General features: G+C 72.9%; 18 protein-coding genes and 1 tRNA gene. 9 read left to right on the top strand and 10 right to left on the bottom strand.

The window, feature by feature from the left end:
* Nucleotides 1-14: 14 nt before the first annotated feature.
* Nucleotides 15-1,826 (bottom strand): aminopeptidase P family protein, encoded by a 1,812-nt coding sequence (locus BLV24_RS18660; protein ID WP_092684667.1) that lies wholly within the window; start codon nt 1,824-1,826, stop codon nt 15-17.
* A gap of 204 nt (nt 1,827-2,030) precedes the next feature.
* On the bottom strand, nt 2,031-2,585 hold the full coding sequence (locus tag BLV24_RS18655) for a hypothetical protein (protein ID WP_092684665.1): 555 nt from the start codon (nt 2,583-2,585) through the stop codon (nt 2,031-2,033).
* A 464-nt stretch (nt 2,586-3,049) separates the two neighbouring features.
* Here BLV24_RS18655 and BLV24_RS22930 point away from each other — a divergent pair, with 464 nt between their 5' ends.
* The 3 genes from BLV24_RS22930 (at nt 3,050) to BLV24_RS18640 (ending at nt 4,233) form a co-directional block, all read left to right on the top strand.
* Nucleotides 3,050-3,568 carry a cold-shock protein gene (locus BLV24_RS22930; protein ID WP_281242943.1) on the top strand — a complete coding sequence of 173 codons (519 nt, stop codon included), beginning with the start codon at nt 3,050-3,052 and terminating at the stop codon, nt 3,566-3,568.
* 74 nt (nt 3,569-3,642) lie between these two features.
* Nucleotides 3,643-4,053, top strand: a complete 411-nt coding sequence (locus BLV24_RS18645) for a DUF192 domain-containing protein (protein WP_245710661.1) — start codon at nt 3,643-3,645, stop codon at nt 4,051-4,053.
* Between the two features lie 103 nt (nt 4,054-4,156).
* Nucleotides 4,157-4,233: transfer RNA gene (locus tag BLV24_RS18640), tRNA-Pro, on the top strand.
* Nucleotides 4,234-4,369: 136 nt separating this feature from the next.
* Here the strand turns inward: BLV24_RS18640 and BLV24_RS18635 are convergent.
* From BLV24_RS18635 to BLV24_RS18625, 3 genes are all read right to left on the bottom strand, one after another.
* Nucleotides 4,370-5,323 carry a bifunctional riboflavin kinase/FAD synthetase gene (locus BLV24_RS18635; protein WP_092684661.1) on the bottom strand — a complete coding sequence of 318 codons (954 nt, stop codon included), beginning with the start codon at nt 5,321-5,323 and terminating at the stop codon, nt 4,370-4,372.
* Nucleotides 5,324-5,380: 57 nt separating this feature from the next.
* Nucleotides 5,381-5,824, bottom strand: coding sequence for a MaoC family dehydratase (locus tag BLV24_RS18630; RefSeq protein WP_092684658.1), 444 nt, complete (start codon nt 5,822-5,824; stop codon nt 5,381-5,383).
* Nucleotides 5,825-6,031: 207 nt separating this feature from the next.
* Nucleotides 6,032-6,931: a protein-disulfide reductase DsbD domain-containing protein gene (locus BLV24_RS18625; protein WP_176954828.1), complete on the bottom strand. Its 900-nt coding sequence runs from the start codon at nt 6,929-6,931 to the stop codon at nt 6,032-6,034.
* 355 nt (nt 6,932-7,286) lie between these two features.
* On the opposite strand from BLV24_RS18625, the gene BLV24_RS18620 reads away from it, so the two are divergent.
* On the top strand, nt 7,287-7,916 hold the full coding sequence (locus tag BLV24_RS18620; RefSeq protein WP_092684843.1) for a YqgE/AlgH family protein: 630 nt from the start codon (nt 7,287-7,289) through the stop codon (nt 7,914-7,916).
* A gap of 283 nt (nt 7,917-8,199) precedes the next feature.
* Here BLV24_RS18620 and BLV24_RS18615 read toward each other — a convergent pair whose 3' ends face one another.
* Both BLV24_RS18615 and BLV24_RS18610 read right to left on the bottom strand, forming a co-directional pair.
* Nucleotides 8,200-8,886, bottom strand: a complete 687-nt coding sequence (locus tag BLV24_RS18615; RefSeq protein WP_092684654.1) for an SDR family oxidoreductase — start codon at nt 8,884-8,886, stop codon at nt 8,200-8,202.
* A gap of 14 nt (nt 8,887-8,900) precedes the next feature.
* A complete protein-coding gene (locus BLV24_RS18610; RefSeq protein ID WP_092684652.1) occupies nt 8,901-10,394 on the bottom strand; it encodes a phosphomannomutase/phosphoglucomutase in 1,494 nt (497 codons plus the stop codon).
* A gap of 311 nt (nt 10,395-10,705) precedes the next feature.
* Between BLV24_RS18610 and BLV24_RS18605 the strand changes: the two genes are divergently transcribed.
* From BLV24_RS18605 to BLV24_RS18590, 4 genes are all read left to right on the top strand, one after another.
* Nucleotides 10,706-11,086, top strand: a complete 381-nt coding sequence (locus tag BLV24_RS18605; protein WP_092684650.1) for an NADH:ubiquinone oxidoreductase subunit NDUFA12 — start codon at nt 10,706-10,708, stop codon at nt 11,084-11,086.
* 364 nt (nt 11,087-11,450) lie between these two features.
* Complete coding sequence (gene mlaD, locus BLV24_RS18600; RefSeq protein WP_092684648.1) at nt 11,451-11,909, top strand: outer membrane lipid asymmetry maintenance protein MlaD; 459 nt, start codon at nt 11,451-11,453, stop codon at nt 11,907-11,909.
* Nucleotides 11,906-12,730 (top strand): class I SAM-dependent methyltransferase, encoded by an 825-nt coding sequence (locus BLV24_RS18595; protein ID WP_092684646.1) that lies wholly within the window; start codon nt 11,906-11,908, stop codon nt 12,728-12,730. The genes mlaD and BLV24_RS18595 overlap by 4 nt, the downstream gene beginning before the upstream one ends.
* Nucleotides 12,727-13,296 (top strand): DUF2155 domain-containing protein, encoded by a 570-nt coding sequence (locus tag BLV24_RS18590; protein WP_092684644.1) that lies wholly within the window; start codon nt 12,727-12,729, stop codon nt 13,294-13,296. Before BLV24_RS18595 ends, BLV24_RS18590 begins: the two co-directional genes overlap by 4 nt.
* Here the strand turns inward: BLV24_RS18590 and aat are convergent.
* On the bottom strand, nt 13,233-13,889 hold the full coding sequence (gene aat, locus BLV24_RS18585; protein ID WP_176954827.1) for a leucyl/phenylalanyl-tRNA--protein transferase: 657 nt from the start codon (nt 13,887-13,889) through the stop codon (nt 13,233-13,235). The two genes, BLV24_RS18590 and aat, sit on opposite strands and share 64 nt — an antisense overlap.
* Before the next feature lie 344 nt (nt 13,890-14,233).
* Nucleotides 14,234-15,571, bottom strand: a complete 1,338-nt coding sequence (locus BLV24_RS18580) for a T6SS phospholipase effector Tle1-like catalytic domain-containing protein (RefSeq protein ID WP_092684642.1) — start codon at nt 15,569-15,571, stop codon at nt 14,234-14,236.
* 263 nt (nt 15,572-15,834) lie between these two features.
* On the opposite strand from BLV24_RS18580, the gene BLV24_RS18575 reads away from it, so the two are divergent.
* On the top strand, nt 15,835-16,182 hold the full coding sequence (locus BLV24_RS18575) for a hypothetical protein (RefSeq protein ID WP_092684640.1): 348 nt from the start codon (nt 15,835-15,837) through the stop codon (nt 16,180-16,182).
* Nucleotides 16,183-16,404: 222 nt separating this feature from the next.
* Here BLV24_RS18575 and BLV24_RS18570 read toward each other — a convergent pair whose 3' ends face one another.
* Nucleotides 16,405-18,693, bottom strand: a complete 2,289-nt coding sequence (locus tag BLV24_RS18570) for a xanthine dehydrogenase family protein molybdopterin-binding subunit (RefSeq protein WP_092684638.1) — start codon at nt 18,691-18,693, stop codon at nt 16,405-16,407.
* Between the last annotated feature and the right edge of the window lie 9 nt (nt 18,694-18,702).

The raw sequence follows: 18,702 nt of genomic DNA, 5'->3' as shown, positions 1-18,702 counted from the left end.
CGGGCCTTTCGGTCTCAGCCCAGCGGCGCGCAGGCGGAGATCAGCCAGGCGCGCTCGGCGGGATCGGACAGGAGGGGCGCGATCTCGGCCGCGACCCGGGCGTGATAGGCGTCGAGCCAGGCGCGCTGCGCGGGCTCGAGCAATTCGGTTTCGATCAGCCGGCGGTCGATGGGCGCGAGGGTGAGGGTCTCGAATCCCAGCATCTCGCGTTCGCCGCCGTCGGGCACGGAGGGCGGCGTGACGATCAGCAGGTTCTCGATGCGGATCCCGAAGGCTCCCTCCCGGTAATAGCCCGGCTCGTTCGACAGGATCATGCCTGTCTCGATCGGCACGGTCGAGCGCTTCGACAGCGCGGCCGGCCCTTCATGCACGCCCAGATAGGCGCCGACGCCGTGGCCGGTGCCGTGGTCGTAGTCGAGCCCGGCCCGCCACAGCGCCGCGCGGGCCATGGCGTCGAGATCGCGGCCGGCCAGCCCGTTCGGCCAGCGGGCCCGCGAAATGTCGATCATCCCGCGCAGCACGAGGGTGAAGGCGCGGGCGGCGCCTTCGGGGATCGGGCCGGTGGCCAGGGTGCGGGTGACGTCGGTGGTCCCGTCCTGATACTGGGCGCCCGAATCGACCAGCACGAGGTCCCCGGGCGCGATGCGCCGGTCGGTGGCTTCGGTCACGCGGTAATGCACGATGGCCCCGTCAGGCCCCGCCCCGCAGATGGTGTCGAAGGAGATGTCGCGCAGCACGCCGGTTTCGCGGCGAAACCCCTCCAGCGCCTGAACCACGTCGATCTCGGTCAGGTCGCCTTCGGGCGCGGTCAGCTCCAGCCAGCGCAGGAAGCGGGCGAGCGCGGCGCCGTCGCGGCGATGCGCCTCGCGGGCGCCGTCGAGCTCGGCCGCGTTCTTGCGGGCCTTGGGCAGGACGCAGGGGTCCTGGCCCCGTTCCAGCGTCGCCCCCGCCGCCTCCAGCCGCTGCGAGACCCAGACCGGCGCCGAAGCCCGGTCCACCAGCACCTGCGCTCCCTTGAGCGCGTCGAGCGCGGGGCCGAGCGCCTCGGGCTCCGCGATCTCCACCTGGTTGCCGAGATGGGCGCGGACCTCGTCGGTCAGCTTGGCGGCGGCGACGAAGAGCTGCGCCTCGCCGGAGGGGCGCAGCAGGGCGAAGGCGTGGGGCGCGGGCATCCGGGTGACGTCGGCGCCGCGGATGTTGAGCAGCCAGGCGATCGAGTCGGGCAGGGTGATGACGGCGGCGTCGAGCCCGGCCTCCTCCAGTTCCCGCCCCAGCCGGGCGCGCTTGGCGGCGGAGCTTTCGCCGGCCAGATCCTCGGGCTGGACGATGACCTGGCCCATGGGCGGGGCCGGCTGGTCGTCCCATATCCGGTCGATGAGATTGTCGGTGGCGATCAGCTCGGCGCCGGCTTCCTCGGCGGCCTTGCGCAGCGCCTCCAGCCCGTCATGGCCGTGCAGCCAGGGGTCGTAGGCCAGCTTCCGGCCCGGCCGCAGGGCGGCTTTCAGCCAGGCTTCGGGGCGCTGGGTCTCGATCTGCACATAGTCGAAGGCGTCGCCGTCCACCTGGTCGCGGACCTGAAGCGTGTAGCGCCCGTCGACGCAGATCGCGGCCCGGTCGGCCAGCGCGATGGCCAGCCCGGCCGAGCCGGTGAAGCCGGTGAGCCAGAGCAGGCGCTGGTCGCGGGGGGCGACGGTCTCGCCCATATGGGCGTCGCCGCGCGGGATGAGAAACCCGTCCGCCCCGACGCGCGCCATCTCGGCGCGCAGGGCTTTGAGGCGGGCCGGGCCTGCGGCGCGGTCGCCCTGGGTCTCGAAATTCTGGAACATGCGCGGCCTCCCTGTCGATCCGCGGCGAGGCTAGGGCCAAAGCCGATGAGGGGAAAGGGGAGGTTGGGCCTCAATCCGGGGCGCAATCCGGGGCCCAATCCGGGGCGTTGTCCGCAACGGCGTCCGGGCCGGCGCGAGGGCGGCCCGGACGGGTGGCGGAAGGGGTCGAACGAGGCCGGGGCCCGGCGTCGGGCGCGCGCCGCGTCAGGAGGCCGGCCAGGTCAGCAGGCGGTCGCGCTCCATCGCGTAGGCGACGGGCTCCCAGCCCACGATCAGGGCCAGGCGGGCGCCGTCTTCGCGGGTCAGATACAACCGCTCGCGCCGACGGCCGCGCTCGAAGCCCTCCGCGATGGCCCGGCCCTTCCAGGTGCGGCCGTCCAGCACCAGGGTGGCGGTCCCGTCCTCGCCGATCCGCGCGGCCGCCTCGCCGCCGCCGGGCGCGGGGCGCAGCAGCAGCACCCGCTCGCCATCGGCGTCGTAGCGCTCCTCCGCCACCAGCGTCAGGTCCAGCCCCGCGCCCCGCGACACCACCCGCGCCGAGATCCCCGGCGCGTAGCGGAACGCCGCGGGCGGGGCGAAAAGCTTGTCGCCCGCCGCCAGCAGCCGGCAGCCGCACTCCGGCCCCGCCGGCGGGCTCAGCTCGGCCAGCTGGGCGAGGCAGATGTTCAGCGCGCCCTCGATCGAACCGCGCAGGTCCCGCCCCGCGACGGCGGCGCGGGCGGCGCAGCGTTCGGCGGGATCGCCTTCGGCCAGCGCCACCGGGGCCGGAAACAGGGCCAGGGCGCGCCCTTCCGGCGAATCGTGGATCAGGGGAATCGCCGCGCTTTCGACCCGCCGCGGACGGTAGCCGGGGACCAGATGCGGGGCCTCGGCGATTCGCTCCGCGGTGCGCGCAACTTCCGCTGCGTCGGATTCGGAGGCCGCGCGCAGCGATGCGCCCCCCGCCGCGGCGGGGGCGTAGATGAACGAACGCGGGCCTCGTTCACCGGAATCCGCTTGATTCCGAGCGCTTGAGCAACCTGAGGTCAACAGCGCCGCGACGACAAGCCCGAGCAGAAAAGGTGGACGTTTCAGCATTTTCGCGCCATTTAGGTGTGGGGAAGCGACGGGATGCGCATGTGCGCATACTGTTGCGGCACGTCACATGAATGACGTATATCGAGCTATCGGGTAAGATACGTTCAGAGTCTGGGGTTAGTATTTTGACTGGGGAAGTCATCAAGGTGTCCCGGTTCGTGACCGGCAAGGTCAAGTGGTATGACGCCGAAAAAGGGTATGGGTTCGTCGTTCCGGTCGAGGGCGGACCGGACGTCATGGTGCATGCGGCTTGCGTGCGCGCGGCGGGGCTCACACATCTCGAGGAAGGCGCGAAGGTTTCGCTAACCGTGGTCAGGGGTGATCGCGGACTGCAGGCGACGGAGGTGGTTGGCATGACCGAGGCCGAGGAGGTCGAAGAGACTTCCGAGTCCAAGGAAGCCCGCCCGACCGAGATCGCGGCCGAGGCCGAGCCGCAGGGGGAGTTCCTCGCGGCTCGCGTCAAGTGGTTCAACAAGCAGAAGGGGTTCGGGTTCCTCAACGTGTTCGGGGATCCCGCCGACGTCTTCGTCCACATGGAGACCCTGCGCCGACACGGCTTCCAGGATCTCCAGCCGGGCGAAGCCCTCTGCGTGCGTCTGGTCGAAGGCCCCCGCGGGGCCATGGCCGGCGAGATCTGTCGCTGGGAGGAGGTCGTGCGCCCGTGATCGGCGCATGGCTCCGGCGCGGACGAACCTGGCTCCTGGCGGCGACGCTGGTCGCGGCGGGAGCCTCTCAGGCCGTGGCCGCGGCTTGCCGGGTGGACCAGATCGATCTGCGCGGCCCCCAGGGCGCCGCGCGCTTCGTCGTGGAAATCGCCGATGACGACGAAGAACGCGCCCGCGGCCTGATGTTCCGCGAGGAAATGGCCCGGTCGCACGGAATGCTGTTCCTGTTCGACCCGCCCCGGCCGGTCGCCTTCTGGATGCGCAACACCCCGCTGCCGCTTGACCTGATCTTTCTCGACGCGTCGGGGCGGGTGCTGAACGTCATCGCCGACGCCGTGCCCTTCTCGGAGGAGCATCTGCCCTCCGACGGCGTCACCCGGGCGGTGCTCGAGGTCAATGCCGGCCTCGCCGCGCGCTACGGCATCGGTCCGGGCGCCGAGGCCCGCCATCCCGGCTTCGGGGCCGAGGCCGACTGGCCCTGCTGAGAGACCCGCGCGCGCCGCCGGTCCGGGGCCGACCCGCTCCATGACCCCGTCCTCGCGCCCTCGCTCTTGTGCGGCGCTCCCGCAGAGGCTATCCGAGGCGCGTCGGGGCGTAGCGTAGCCTGGTAGCGCGCCGGTTTTGGGAACCGGAGGCCGCGAGTTCGAATCTCGCCGCCCCGACCAGCCTCCACCCCGCCCAAACCCCTCTTCTCCGATCGGACGCCGCGGGCGCCCCGTGCGCCGCGTCCCCGCTTGCGGATGACGGCAGGGGGGCGGAATGCCCTCGCCTGCCCCGGCGGGACACGGGGAAAGCGCGCGCTCAGGCGGGGTCGCGCTTTTCGGCCAGCCGGGCCTTCGCCAGGTCGCAATCCGCGTGCATCTGGGCGATCAGCGGCTCGATCCCGTCGAATTTCAGCTCATCGCGCAGATAGCTGACCAGCGCCACCGAGATCTCCGCCCCGTAGAGGTCGCCGGAGAAGTCGAACAGGTAGGTTTCGAGATTCGGGGCGTTGACCCCGAAGGTCGGCCGCACGCCGAGGCTGGCGGCCCCGCCATAGGTCCCCGCATGGGGGCCGGTCAGCACCCGGACCTCCACCGCATAGACCCCGAATTTCGGCAGCAGCAGCCCGTCCAGCGCCATGTTGGCGGTCGGGAAGCCGAGGTCGCGGCCGCGCGCATCGCCATGCGCCACCACGCCGTCGATGCGGTGCCAGTGGCCCAGCATCTCGGCGGCGGTCTCGGGATGGCCCTCGGTCAGCGCCTCGCGGATGGCGGTGGAGGAGACGCGCGCGGTCTCGCCCGCCGCGGTCTCTCCGGCCAGCATCGGGGCGGCGGTGACCTCGAACCCGTAGCGGCGGCCGAAGCGCTCCAGGGCCTCCACATCGCCGCCGCGGGCCTTGCCGAAGCGGAAATCCTCGCCGACCACGACATGGGACAGACCCAGCCCCTCGGCCAGCACATCGCGGGCGAAGGCCTCGGCCTCCAGCCCCGCCAGCGCGCGGTCGAAGGGCAGGGCGAAGAGGGTGTCGACGCCGATCCGCTCCAGCCGATGCGCGCGGGAGGCCGCGTTCATCAGGCGGAAGGGGGGCGCGTCGGGCGCGAAGACCTGGCGGGGATGCGGCTCGAACGTCACCACGCCGAGCGGCACGCCATCACGCCGCGCCAGGTCGATGACCGAGCGGTGGCCGCGATGCACGCCGTCGAAATTCCCCATGGCGGCGGAGGCGCCGCGGTCCTCGGGCCGGACCTCGGCCACGGACTGGATGATCCGCATCGTCTCCCCGGTTTTCCGGCCCGGATCAGAGCCCCCGCCGGGGCGGGGAAGCGGGCCTCAGTCGAACTTGGCGGAGGGCGCGAGCACCAGCGCCTCGCCCTTGAGCACGACCCTATCGCCCACGCGGCAGGCGCAATCAAGAGTGACCCGACGCTTGGGGTGCTCGATCTCGCGCACCGTGACCCGCGCCTCGACCGTGTCGCCGGGGCGCACGGGGGCGAGGAACTTCATGGTCTGGCCCATATAGACCGTGCCGTGGCCGGGCAGCTGCTCCCCGATCACGGCGGAGATCAGGCCGGCGGTCAGCATCCCGTGCGCGATGCGCCCGCCGAAGATGGTGTCGCGGGCGTAGTCGTCGTCCAGATGCACCGGGTTGCGGTCGGTCGAGACCTCGGCGAACAGCTCGATGTCGCGGTCGGTGATGGTCTTGAGCAGGTAGCGGGACATGCCGATTTCCATGTCCTCGATGCAGATCGTTCCGCGGGGGAGGTTGTCCAGCATGTCATGCGCTCCGTCGGGAGAGAGGGGCGGGGGAATGGGCCGGGAGGCGGAAGGATTCGCCCCTCGTGTTGCATTGCACATAGCGCGTGGGAAATGAGCACGCAACTATGTTGCGCAATAAACTGCGGGATCGTGGTCTAAGGTCGTAAGATTGTTTCGCGCCGAATGCGCCTGGTCGTCATCGGGAGGCGCTCGGCCGGGCGCGGATCAGCGGCAGCCGCGGAACTCGGTGGCGCGGTGGGGTTCGACCAGGGTGACGGTGATCGCCTCGCGGTCGATCCAGGCGCCGGCCCCCGGCGACACCCGCGCCGCCAGCCGCAGGCCGCCGGGCGCGGGTTCGAGGCTGGCCGGGGCGAAGAGCCCGGGCTCGGCCCCCTCGACCACGGCCACCGCCCCGGCGGGGACGGCGAAGGGCAGGCGCAGGTCGGCCTCCAGCCGGCGATCGGTCCGGGCTCCGCCCTCGGCCCCCTTGTGGGCGCCCGACACGTGCAGCGCGCAATCGCCCAGCGCGGCGCCCTCCGCCGAGGCCTGCCGCGGCAGCTCGGCGAGCGCGGCGCGGATCGGCCCGGCGTCGGCCTTCGCGTCGGGCGGGAGGTCGAGCGCCATTTCGGTCATCTCGGGCATGCAGATGTCCGAGCAGACGCCGTAGGCGAACTCCAGCCGCAGGGCGACGGGCTGGGCGGGGTCGATGGGGGTGACCTCCAGCGGCAGCACCACCGCGTCCTTGTAGCCCAGCGTGAGCATCCCGAAGCTCTCGAACGCATGAGGGCGCGGCCAGCGCACGGCGACGGCCGCGACGTTGGTCGAGCCGGACCAGTCGAAGGCGGGCGGGATGCCGGCGTCGCCGGGGACGCGCCAATAGGTCTTCCAGCCGGGCTCCATGGCGATGCTCAGGCCGGCGACGCGCGCGCCCTCGGCGGTTGGCCAGCCGGCGAGCAGGGCGGTGCGCGAGCGCTGACCCTCGGCGCTGGGGGCCGGCGGGGCGGCCGGGGTCTGGGTCACGCGCCAGGTGGCGATGAGCCCGCCGCCGGCGGACGCCGGCGCGGCCAGGCCGAGCAGGGCCGCGGCCGCCGCGCCGGCGAGCGCGCGGGACAGAGCCCGCCCCATGACCCGGCGCGGCGCGCGGAGGTCGGGGGATCGCCCATCGGGGGATACGGGCCGCGGTCGGGCGGCGGGGATCCGGGCGATGGGCCGGGCGGCGTGTGAGGGGGCGGCTGAGATCATGGTCCTTCCCATAGCGCGCCGCGGGCCGGGGTCGAAGTCACGAAACGGGGAACCTCGCGTGCGGGGGGCGGGCGCGTGGTCGCGGCGGGGCGTTCCGGCGCCTGGGCGCTCCATGGGCGCGGGCGTCCGGAGGGCGCGTTCCCGGCGCGGTCAGGTCGCGCCCCGGGGCGCCGTTTCCGGGAACCGAATCCACGATCCCCCGTTGATCGCGCGGGGGGGGCGGTCCATCATCCCGCCCATGCCTGACCGCGATGCTCCGACCGATCCGCCCTTCGACCCGCCCTCGCCCGAGGCGCTGGGCCTGGCCGAGCCCGGCCCGCTGGAAGGCGAACTGCTGGTGGCCATGCCGGGCATGGGCGACCCGCGCTTCACCCAATCGGTGATCTTCCTGTGCGCGCATGGCGACGAGGGGGCCATGGGCCTGATCGTCAACAAGCGCGCGGAGGGGCTGAGCTTCGCCGATCTGCTGCGACAGGTGGGGGTGAACCCGGGCGAGCAGGCGGCCGGGCTCGCCGTGCATTTCGGCGGGCCGGTGGAGCGGGCGCGGGGTTTCGTGCTGCATTCCGACGACTGGGAGGCGCCGGGCGCGACCAAGCCGCTGCCCCGCGGGCTGGCGCTGACCGCGACGGTGGACATCCTGCGCGACATCTCGGCCGGGCGCGGGCCGCGGCAGGCGGTGCTGGCGCTGGGCTATGCGGGCTGGGCGCCGGGGCAGCTGGAGGCGGAGCTTCAGGCCAATGGCTGGCTGACCTGCCCCTCCGATTCCGAGCTGGTCTTCGGCGAGGCCGACGAGGCGAAGTGGGAGACGGCGATGCGCAAGATCGGGGTGGACCCGGCGCTCCTGTCCTCGAAGGGCGGGTCCGCCTGAAGGGGAGGGAGCCGCGCGCCGACCCGCGCGCCGCTGGCCCCCGAGGCGCCCGCGCGGCGTTGAGCCGGGGGCGCGGGAGGAGAGGTTTCCCGCGGCGCCGAACGCGAAAGACCGGACCGGCGGGCGCGGTCGCAACCCGGGACGTCGAGAGAACGGACGTGGAGAGAAGGGGAGGAGCCGGAAAGCGAAGGCGCCGCCATGGGCCGCCCTCCGCGCTTTTTCCGCATCGCGCCGATGCGCGAACGGGGGCCCGGAGGCCCCCGCGATTTTCGTCCGCGCGGGTTCAGAACGGCAGCGCGGTTCCGTCATAGCTTTCGAAGGCGCCGGTCGTCTCGGGGCCCAGGGCGTCGAAACGGGCCAACAGGCCCGCGGCGCTCTCCTCCACCGAGATGTCGGCGCCGCCGCCGCCCATGTCGGTGCGCACCCAGCCGGGGTGATAGGCGCCGACCGAGACGCCCTCGGGCGCGAGATCCGCGGCCAGGTTGCGCGCCAGATTGGTCGCCGCCGCCTTGGAGGCGCGGTAGATGTAGCTGCCGCCCGGCGCCCGCCCCGAGCCGCCCATCTGCGAGGACACCACCGCGATGCGGCCACCGGGACGGCGCAGGCGCGGGGACAGCGCCTCCACCGTCAGGAACACCCCGGCGACGTTGACCGCGAAGCTCCGGGCCCAGGCCTCGACGGGGAAGACGTCGTCGCCCAGCTTGCCCCGGCCGATATAGACCCCGGCGTTGCAGACCACGAGATCGAGCGTCTCCCCCTCCAGCCGCGCGGCCAGCGCCGCGCAGGAGGCGGGGTCGGTCACGTCCAGCGTCTCGACCCGCACGCCGGCGGGAAGCGAGGCCAGCCCCGCCGCGCCCGGATCGCGGACCGCCGCGATCACCCGGTCGCCCCGCGCCACGGCCTGCCGGGCCATTTCCAGCCCGATGCCGCGCGCGGCGCCGGTGATGAGAATCGTCCGGGGGTCGGTCATGAGCTCCGCCTCCCTCAGATCTTCTGGTCGTATTCGCCGACCGAGGGCTCGGTCTGGATCACCGCGTCGAGGTCGGCGAAGATCGCCCGCATCTCGGCCTCGGATTCCGGGCTCTCGCAGACCACCACCAGATTGGGGGTGTTGGAGGAGGCGCGCACCAGCCCCCAGGCGCCGTTGTCGAGCATCAGGCGGGCGCCGTTGACGGTGATGACCTCCTTGATGTCGCGACCGGCCAGCTTGCCGCCCGACTCGGCCAGTTCGACCAGCTTCTTCTGCAGGCGCTCCAGCACCTGATACTTCTCCCCGTCCGGGCAGAAGGGCGACATGGTGGGGGTGGACCAGGTCTTGGGCAGGGCGTGCTTGAGGTCCGACATGGACTTGGAGGGGTTGCGGTCCAGGACCTTGCACATCTCCACCGCCACGCGCATGCCGTCGTCGTAGCCGCGCCCGATCGGCTCGGCCAGGAAGTAGTGGCCGGACTTCTCGAAGCCCGCCAGCGCGCCGATCTCGGCCACCCGGCGCTTCATGTGGGAATGGCCGGTCTTCCAGTAATCCGCCTTGATGCCGTGCTTGAGCAGCTCGGGGTCCGAGGCGAAGAGGCCGGTGGACTTCACGTCGGCCACGAAGGTCGCGCCGGGATGCATGGGCGCGAGATCGCGGGCCATGATCACCCCGACCTTGTCGGCGAAGATCTCGTCGCACTCGTCGTCCACCACGCCGCAGCGGTCGCCGTCGCCGTCGAAGCCGAGCGCCAGATCCGCGCCGGCCTCCTTCACCGCGCGGGCCATGTCGTGGAGCATCTCCATGGCCTCGGGGTTGGGGTTGTAGTGGGGGAAGGTGTAGTCGAGCTCGGTGTGCAGGGGCACGACCTCGACCCCGATCCGCTCCAGCACCCGGGTGGCGTAGGCGGAGGCGGTGCCGTTGCCGGTGGCGCAGACCACCCGCAGCTTGCGGGACATTTTGAAGTCGCCGCAGAGGTCGTCGATATAGGCGTCCATCACCCCGTCGACGCGCTTGATCGAGCCGCCGGGGGCCTCCTTGCCCTCGCCGTTCAGCACGATGTCCTTGAGGCGTCCCATCTCGTCCGGGCCATGGGTGAGGGGGCGGTGGAAGCCCATCTTCACGCCGGTCCAGCCGTTGGGATTGTGCGAGGCGGTGACCATGGCCACGGCGCAGTCCAGGTGGAACTGGGCGAAATAGGCCATGGGCGTGATGCAGGGGCCGATGTCGAGCACCTCGATCCCCGCCTGCATCAGGCCGATGGACAGCGCGTTCTTGATCGACAGCGAATAGGATCGGTAGTCGTTGCCGACCGCGATGCGCGGGGGCACGCCGGACTCGATCATCTGCGTGCCGATGCCCAGGCCCAGCGCGGTGATGCCGGGCAGGTTGATGTCGTCCGGGAACCGCCAGCGGGCGTCGTATTCGCGGAAGCCATGGGGCGTGATCATGGGCTCGCGCAGCTCGTCCCAGGTGTTGGGGGCGACGGCGGGAAGCGGCTTGGTCATCGTCTGGGCTCCGGTCTGGACGGTAAGGGTCGGGCCGATTTATGGCCCACGGATGGGGCGATGGCGAGGCCGGATGCGAACTGCGCCCGAGCGCCGCGGGTCCGTTCGGGCGGCGTTCCGCCCCGATGTCGGCCCGATGTCGGTCCGTGGTCGGCCCGTGGCTGGCGTGGGGACGGCGCGCGGGCGGGCGTCGCGTCGGGCGCGGGCGGAGCGCGCTTCCCGGTCCAAAGGCGGCGCTGCGCCGCGGCGTCGTTTATGGACCTGACGGCATTCCGTGCTAAAAGCAGGGCGACAATCATGCCGAGGCCGCGATGATCGACACGCTCAAGAGCATCTTCACCTGGTGGAACGGCGCCCCCCTGACCACCCGTCTCTCCGTCTCCAAGCAGACCCGGGTCGGCGAGGACGAGATGGGCAACACCTACTGGAGCACCGCCGACGGCAAGCGCCGCTGGGTGCTCTACAAGGGCGAGGCCGAGGCTTCCTCCGTGCCGGCCGACTGGCATGGCTGGCTGCATTTCACCTGGGATCAGCCCCCGACCGAGGCGCCGCTGAAGCGCCAGGCCTGGGAGAAGCCGCATATGCCCAACCTGACCGGAACCGAGGCGGCCTATCACCCGCCGGGCTCGGTGCTGACCCCGGCCGTGCGCCCCCGGGTCGCCGGCGATTACGAGGCCTGGTCCCCCGAATAAGCCGCCCGCGCCGCGGGTCGGGAGAGGGGCGCGCGCGACGTGACGCGGCCCCCGACGACGACCTCGACGGCGCCTGCGACGCCCCCCCGCGGCGGCTCCTGCCACGGGGCGCGGGGCGGGGCGGGGCCGAGAGATCGTCTCCCGCGTGTCGGCGCCTTCCGGGCATGGCTCGGGTTTCCGCTCCGCCATCACCGGAACGAGAGGTGACATTCGCCCTCGGCTTCCCCAGATAGGGACGGTTGCAAGATGCGCGCGCCCTGCGGGTCGGCGCGCGAAAACTCGACAGGCTCGCGGCGCCGGCCGCGGGTCGGACGGCGATCCGACGCGGGCGACGCCCCGCGCGACAGGAAGGACGAGGCGAAGCATGGCGAGCAGCGCGGCCGAAACCCTCATCGGCGCGGCGGTCCTGGCGGCCGCCGCCGGCTTCATCGCCTACGCCGCCCAGACCACCGAGCTGTCGGCCGGCGGCGGGTCCCGCTACGAGATCACCGCGGGCTTCCGCAAGGCGGTCGGCGTGTCGGTGGGCACCGACGTGCGCATCGCGGGCGTGAAGGTCGGCGCGGTCTCGGCCATGTCGCTCGATCCCCGGACCTACCGGGCGCAGGTCACGCTTTCCATCGACGACGCCATCAAGCTGCCCGACGACTCGGACGCCGCGATCTCGGCCGAGGGGCTGCTGGGCGGCAACTACATCTCCGTCACGCCGGGCGGGTCGGACATCATGCTCGCCCCCGGCGAGGAGATCATGTTCACCCAGGGCTCGGTGGATTTCATGGACCTGGTGGGGCGGGCGATCTCCTCGTCGGGCTCGACCAGCCAGTGACCGGCGCCCCCGCGCATACCGCCGACGCCGACGCCGACCACTGGTCGGCCGCGGGCTACGCCTCCACGGCGCGCTTCGTCTCCGATCTCGGGGCGCCGGTGGTGGCGCTGCTGGACCCGGCGGCGGGGGAGCGGATCCTCGACCTCGGCTGCGGCGACGGCGCGCTGACCGAGGCGCTGGTCGCGGCGGGCGCGCATGTGACCGGCTACGACGCCTCGCCCGACATGGTGGCGGCGGCGCGCGCGCGGGGTCTGGACGCGCAGGTCGGCGATGGCCACGCGCTGCCCTTCGACGGCGCGTTCGACGCGGTGTTTTCCAACGCGGCCCTGCACTGGATGACCGACCCCGACGCGGTGCTGGCCGGCGTCGCCCGCGCCCTGCGCCCCGGCGGCCGCTTCGTGGCGGAGCAGGGCGGCATGGGCAACGTCGCCGCCATCCGCACTGCGCTGATCGCCGTGCTGGCCGAGGAAGGCGTCGAGACCACCCTGCACGAGATCTGGAGCTTCCCCTCCCCCGCCGAGCAGACCGCCCGTCTGGAAGCCGCCGGCTTCGTGGTGGAGCGGATCGAGCTGATCCCCCGCCCGACCCCGGTCGCGGCCGGGATGGAGGCCTGGCTGGCCACCCTCGCCGCCCCCGCGCTGGCGCTGCTGCCGGAGGCGCGCCGGGCCCCGGCCCGCGCGCGCGCCGCCGCGCTGGCCCGCCCCGCGCTGTGCGATGCGGGCGGCCGCTGGACCGCGGATTACGTCCGTCTGCGCTTCCGTGCGCGGCTGGCCGGACGCGGCGACCACCCCGACGCCCTCTCCGGAAAGGCCGCGACATGAGCCGCCTCGAACTCCGCCTCCGTCTTTCCCGCCGCGTGCTGGGCGGGCTGATGTCGCTGGCCGTGGCGATCCCCGCCCTGGCGCTGGCCCAGGCCGAGGGCGCCACCGGCGGGACCGACCGGCTGGACGGCGCCGGCGGTTCCGGCGACCGCGGCGGGCTGGAGGGCAACTTCCGCCAGGTTCCGCGTGACGCCGAGGGCCGGCTGCGCGAATACGAGCCGCCGACCCTGCCGCGCCCGGACATGACCGATGTGCGCCACGCCAGGCTGCGGATGCTCGACAAGATGACCGGCCAGGTCGAGACGCTGGAGATCGACGCCGGCGAGACCCTGGTCGAGGACCGGCTGGAACTGGCGTTGCGCACCTGCCGCGTGCCGGTGGGGGATGAGCGCGGCGACGCCGTGGCCTATCTGGAGATCCGGGACCTGCGCGAGGACGCGCCGCGCTTCACCGGGTGGATGTTCGCCGCCTCGCCCGCGCTTTCGGCGCTGGACCACGCGCGTTATGATGTCTGGGTGGAGAGCTGCAGCACCAGCTCGGCCTCCGGCGCGTCGGGCAACGAGTAGAAATCCGCCGGCGTCCGCAGCGCCGTTTCCAGCATCCGGTGATAGACGTCGCGGCTGACCTCGGCCGCGCCCAGCTTGCGCAGGTGGTCGGTGACGAACTGGGTGTCGAGCAGGCTGAATCCGCCCGCCCGGAGCCGCGCCACCAGGTGAACCAGCGCGATCTTGGACGCATCGGTGCGGCGGGAGAACATGCTCTCCCCGAAAAACGCCGCGCCGAGCTGCACGCCGTAGAGCCCGCCGACGAGGGCCCCGTCCATGCGCACTTCCACCGAATGCGCGTAGCCGAGCCGGTGGAGGGTGCCGTAGAGCTCGCGGATCTCGGGGTTGATCCAGGTTTCCTCGCGCCCGGCGCACCCGTCGAGCACGCCCTCGAAGTCCCGGTCGACGGCGACCTCGTGGCCGCCGCGGCGCAGGGTGCGGGCGAGCGATCGGGGGACGTGGAGCCCGTCGAGCGGCAGGATCCCGCGGCGCTTGGGATCGACCCAGAAAATGTCCTCGGCGTCCGCGCTCTGCGCCATGGGGAAGACCCCGGCGGCGTAGGCCCGCAGGAGCAGGGTCGGCGTGATGCGCAGCGGTTCGACCGGTTCGCTCATGCGAGGCTCCCGTTTCCCGCAGTCTAGGGGGCGGAGCGCGTCAGGCGCAATGGCCAAGGGCGGCGCGGGCGGAGGACGCGGGAGCCGCGCCTCGGCCCGCGCGCGGGTGGGGCCGTGGCGCCGGCGCGGCGTTGAGAGGGCGGGAAGGCCGCGAGGGTCGCGGGGTGCGCGCGGGGGGGCGGGAACGGCCTGCGGCGCCGCTGGAGACCGGGCCGCTGAAGACCGGGCCGCTGGAGACCGGGGCCGCGGGCGCCCCCGTTTCAACCGCCGCGGTGCAAGCCGGTTCTGTCGGCGCGACCTTGGGCGCGGCGCCTGCGCAGGTCAGGCCGACGGGGGGGGCCGGGTCAGGCCGCGGAGACGTCGCGGCGAGGGGCCGCCGCCGTCGCCGTTGCGGGCGGGGCGTCGTCCGGCGTCTCCGCCTCCGCCTCCGCCTCCGCTTCCGCCTCGGCCCGCAGGGCGAGGGTCTGGGCGCTCAGCAGGGCCTGCATCTCGGGCGCCAGCGCGGCGGCGGGCGCGTAGCCGGTGGCGGCGGCGCGGGCGACGACGGATTCATGCAGGCGCTGGCCGTCCCGCAGCTCGGGTCGCCGCGGGGCGCGCAGCAGGAACAGCCGCCCGATGCCCTTGCGCGGCCCCAGCATCGGCGCCGCCGGATCCACCGGATGCGCCGCCCGCCAGCCGTCGGGCAGGGGCATGCCCAGTTCCTCCGCCCGTTCCATCATCCACTGGAAGGGCGCCGCGGCCAGCCCGGCGGCGGCCGGGAACGCGCCCACCTGGCCCCCGACATCGGCATGGGCGCCCGGGAACCACACCTGCTCCAGCCGCCCGCCCCAGCCCGGCGCCCGCTCCCACATCTCGGGGGCGAAGGCGATCCGGTCCTCGTCCAGCGCCAGCGCCTGGAAGCCGTTGCGCACCACCGGGCTCAGCCGGTGGTCGTGGAATTCGGTGGCCATCGGGTGCAGGAAGCTCAGCACCGGCCAGGGCGCCCCCAGCGCCTTCACCGTGTCCCAGACCCCGATCATCCGCACCGGCGTCGGCCCCGGATGGCAATAGCGTCGCGCGAAGCCGCGGATCGCCTCGGGCGAGCCGGACTGGTAAAGCCGGAAGGCCCGGATCACGCGTCGTTCCAGCGCCGCCTCCGGGCGCAGCAGCCCGACCCGGCCGATCAGCCCGGCCAGCGAGCGCACGGCATAGGCCCCCCGCGAATAGCCGAACAGGAAGATCCGGTCCCCCGGCGCCCATTGCGAGGCGAGCCGGGCGTAGCCCTCGACGATGGCGTCGTTGAGCCCGAGCCCCAGCGCCGCGCGCAGCCAGCGCCGCGCGCCCTGGCCCTGCACGCCGGGATGGTAGCCGTAGGAGACGTCGGCGCGCCGGCCGCGCGCCTCCAGCAACCCCATGAGACGGCCGCAATGGGTCTCCTCCCCCTCCTCGCGGGATGACAGGGTGCCGTCCACCACCCAGACCAGCGCCCGGCCGCGGCGCGCGGGGCGGGGGGCGGCGTCGCGCAGGGCCGAAGGGGCGTCGTCGGGGCGGAGCGCGCCGCGGCGCAGGGCCCGGCGGGTCAGCAGCGCCGGGCCTGGGCGCCCCAGGGCCGGGCCGCCGCCGCTGGCTTCGGCCTCGGCCTCGGCGAACGAGGGGGACGCGGCGTCGGAGCCGAAAGCGGAGGGCGGCGGACAGGCGGTCATCGGGGCAATCTGCACGGCGGAAGTTGAGAACCCGTGGCGGCCCGCCCGCATCGGCCCCGCACGGCGCCGCGCGGAACGGCGCCGGCGCCGGCGCCCGGGATCCGCACGGGCCGGCCCCGGTCGTTCGAGGCCATGTTGACTTACTCTTCATTTAAAATGCGCGGAATTTCAATTCCGCCGAATGGGGGTCGGCTTTCCGCCTCATTTACCGCCCACGTGGCATCCAGGAGCCAGTGGGAACTGGGGTAAGAGGGGAGCGTGACATGCGCGATCTTGTGTTTATCGACTGCGCCGCCGATGCGGCGGAGAAGGCGGGCGACTGGGCGGGGGCCGCGCTGGCGCGGGCCGGGCTGCCGGCATGCGAAGCGGGCGAGGCGGCGCTGCGTCTGGCCGAAGGGGTGCGCGTCGCCGCCGGGGTCTACGCCTCGGGCTCCGCGCCGCAGGCCATGCTGGTGCTGACCGACGAAGACGGCGCGCTGAGCTTCGAGCTGGTCGCCGACGGCGATCCGGCCCGCGGCGCGGCGCAGGCCTGCGCCGAGGCGAGCTGGGTGGCCGAACGGCGCGTCGCCGGCGGCAACGCCTTTCGGCTGCGGATGCCCGCCCGGGCCTGAGTCCGGGCCCCGCGCGCGTCCGAAGCCGCAAGGCGGCCGCACGCTTTGAAAACGGGCGGCGCCCGCGGGCGCAGACAGATAAGGGCGCCGTCCCGGCGGGGACGGCGCCCTTTCGCGTATTCGCGTGTCGAAGCCCCTCCGCTCAGCGCGTTCGCCTCCGAATCGCGCGTCCGGACGGCGGGGTCGCGGGGCGGCGGCGCGCGCCGACCCGCGGGGTCCGGCTCAGGCGGCCTGCAGCGCCTTCCACACCCGCTGCGGGGTGAAGGGCGGCGTGGCGATCTTCACCCCGCGCGAGCGCAAGGCGTCCTGCATGGCGAGCGATACCGCGGGGATGCCGCCGACGCAGCCGGCCTCGCCGCAGCCCTTCACGCCCAGGGGATTGGTCGTGCAGGGGATCTCGTTGAGCTTGAACGAGAATTCGGGGAAATCCGCGGCCCGGGGCATCTGGTAGTCCATGAAGCTGCCCGAAAGCGGCTGCGCGGTCTCCGGGTCCCAGGCCATGGTCTCGCCCATCGCCTGGCCGACGCCCTGGGCGATGCCGCCATGGACCTGGCCCTCGACCATCAGCGGATTCACGATGACCCCGAAATCGTCGACGATCGTGTAGCGGGTCAGGCAGGATTCGCCGGTCTCCGGGTCCACCTCCATCTCCGCCACATGGCAGCCGTTGGGGAAGGTGGCGGTGCGGTCGTCGACCCCGCCTTCGCCTTGCAGCCCGTTCATCTGGCCGGCCACGTCGAACAGCGTCACCGACTTGTCGGTGCCCTTGATCCGGTAGCGGCCGCCTTCCTCCACCGAATATTCGATGTCGCCGACGGCGGCCTCCAGCAGTTCGGCGGCGCCGTCCATGCCCTTCTCGATGATCTGGTCGGCGGCCTGGATGAACACCCGGCTCGCCATGATCAGAGAGCGCGAGCCCCCGGTCCCGCCGCCGGTCTCCAGCAGGTCCGAATCGCCGGCCAGAAGCTCCACCTGGTCGAGGCTGACGCCCAGCTTGTCGTGGATGACCTGCGCCCAGACCGTCTCATGCCCCTGGCCGGTGGACTGGGTGCCGACGGCGGTGCGGACCTTGCCCTCCGGGCGCACGTCGAGAATCGCGCGCTCCTGCGGGCCGCCGCCGGTGCGCTCGAAGTAATAGACCACCGCCGTGCCCAGCAGCTTGCCGCGGGCCTCCGCCTCGGCCCGGCGGGCGGCGAAGCCCGACCAGTCGGCGGCGGCCAGCGCATCGTCGAGGTTGCGGCCCGGATCGGCCGAATCGAACACGCAGCCGCCATGGGTGGTGTAGGGGATCTGCGCCGGAGTGATCAGGTTGATCCGCCGGAACTCGGCCCGGTCCATGCCGAAGGCGAGGGCGGCCTCCTCCATCAGCTGCTCGGTGATGTGGATCATCTCCGGGCGCCCGGCGCCGCGATAGGCGTCGGTGGGCGTGGTGTTGGTGAAGGCGCCCCGGGTTTCGTGCCAGAACACCGGCACGTCATACATGCCGCCGGTGATGGGGGACGAGAAGAACGAGTGGATCGCCGCCCCGAAGGTCGAATAATAGGCCCCGAGATTGGAGACCGAGCGCATGCGCATCGCCAGCACGCGGCCGGTCTCGTCGAAGGCGCCCTCGGCCCAGGTGCGCAGGTCGCGGGCCTGGGCGTCGGAGAGGAACGCCTCCGAGCGGTCGGCGGTCCAGCGCACCGGCGTCCCGGTCTCACGCGCGGCGAGCACCACCAGCGCGTCCTCGGGATGGGCCTGGAGCTTCATGCCGAAGCCGCCGCCCACGTCGGGGGTCTGCACGCGGATCATCGCGGGCTCGACGCCGAGCTGGCGGGCGAGCTTGCCGCGCAGGTTGTGCGACCCCTGGGTGCCGGCGAAGATCGACCAGCGGGATTCGCCGGCCAGCCACTCGGCCCGGCAGGCGCGGGGCTCCATCGAGGCGACGACGACGCGCTGGTTGATGACCTCCACCGACACGGTGCGCGGGGCGGAGGCGAAGGCGGCGTCGGTGGCGTCCTTGTCCCCGATCGCCCAGGTGTAGGCGAGGTTGCCGGGGGCCTCCTCGTGCAGTTCGGGGGCGCCCTCCTCCAGCGCCGCGGCGCCGTCGATGACCACCGGGGCGTCGTCCACGTCGAATTCGATCAGTTCCGCCGCGTCGCGGGCCTGGGCGAGGCTCTCGGCGACGATGAAGGCCACCGGCTGGCCGGCGAAGCGCACCGCGTCGGAGGCGAGATGGGGCATGGTCACCGGCTTCACCGGATCGGCGCCGGTCGATTCCATCGGGAAGTCGTTGGTCAGCGGGTTGAGCCGGTCCGCGATGTCGGCATGGGTCCAGACCAGCTTCACGCCGGGGGCGGCGCGGGCCTCGGTCACGTCGAGCGTCGCGATTCGCCCATGTCCGACCGGGGAGCGAAAAATATAGGCGCTGAGATCGCTCGGCTGGCTGAGGTCGTCCAGGTATTGCCCCTCGCCGCGCAGGAACCGGGCGTCCTCCTTGCGGCGGATGGGCTGGCCAAGACCGAATTTCATCGCAATCTC

Source organism: Albimonas donghaensis, assembly GCF_900106695.1.
Classification (GTDB): Bacteria; Pseudomonadota; Alphaproteobacteria; order Rhodobacterales; family Rhodobacteraceae; genus Albimonas; species Albimonas donghaensis.
Note: the sequence above shows the minus strand (reverse complement) of the source record. Positions and strands in the feature narration are given on the sequence as shown.

Excerpts from the sequence above, each read along its gene's own strand:
- BLV24_RS18660 (WP_092684667.1), bottom strand. The coding sequence starts at position 1,826 with ATGTTCCAGAATTTCGAGACCCAGGGCGACCGCGCCGCAGGCCCGGCC.
- BLV24_RS18635 (WP_092684661.1), bottom strand. The coding sequence starts at position 5,323 with ATGCGGATCATCCAGTCCGTGGCCGAGGTCCGGCCCGAGGACCGCGGC.
- BLV24_RS18630 (WP_092684658.1), bottom strand. The coding sequence starts at position 5,824 with ATGCTGGACAACCTCCCCCGCGGAACGATCTGCATCGAGGACATGGAA.
- BLV24_RS18625 (WP_176954828.1), bottom strand. The coding sequence starts at position 6,931 with ATGGGGCGGGCTCTGTCCCGCGCGCTCGCCGGCGCGGCGGCCGCGGCC.
- BLV24_RS18620 (WP_092684843.1), top strand. The coding sequence starts at position 7,287 with ATGCCTGACCGCGATGCTCCGACCGATCCGCCCTTCGACCCGCCCTCG.
- BLV24_RS18615 (WP_092684654.1), bottom strand. The coding sequence starts at position 8,886 with ATGACCGACCCCCGGACGATTCTCATCACCGGCGCCGCGCGCGGCATC.
- BLV24_RS18610 (WP_092684652.1), bottom strand. The coding sequence starts at position 10,394 with ATGACCAAGCCGCTTCCCGCCGTCGCCCCCAACACCTGGGACGAGCTG.
- BLV24_RS18605 (WP_092684650.1), top strand. The coding sequence starts at position 10,706 with ATGATCGACACGCTCAAGAGCATCTTCACCTGGTGGAACGGCGCCCCC.
- mlaD (WP_092684648.1), top strand. The coding sequence starts at position 11,451 with ATGGCGAGCAGCGCGGCCGAAACCCTCATCGGCGCGGCGGTCCTGGCG.
- BLV24_RS18590 (WP_092684644.1), top strand. The coding sequence starts at position 12,727 with ATGAGCCGCCTCGAACTCCGCCTCCGTCTTTCCCGCCGCGTGCTGGGC.
- aat (WP_176954827.1), bottom strand. The coding sequence starts at position 13,889 with ATGAGCGAACCGGTCGAACCGCTGCGCATCACGCCGACCCTGCTCCTG.
- BLV24_RS18580 (WP_092684642.1), bottom strand. The coding sequence starts at position 15,571 with ATGACCGCCTGTCCGCCGCCCTCCGCTTTCGGCTCCGACGCCGCGTCC.
- BLV24_RS18575 (WP_092684640.1), top strand. The coding sequence starts at position 15,835 with ATGCGCGATCTTGTGTTTATCGACTGCGCCGCCGATGCGGCGGAGAAG.
- BLV24_RS18570 (WP_092684638.1), bottom strand. The coding sequence starts at position 18,693 with ATGAAATTCGGTCTTGGCCAGCCCATCCGCCGCAAGGAGGACGCCCGG.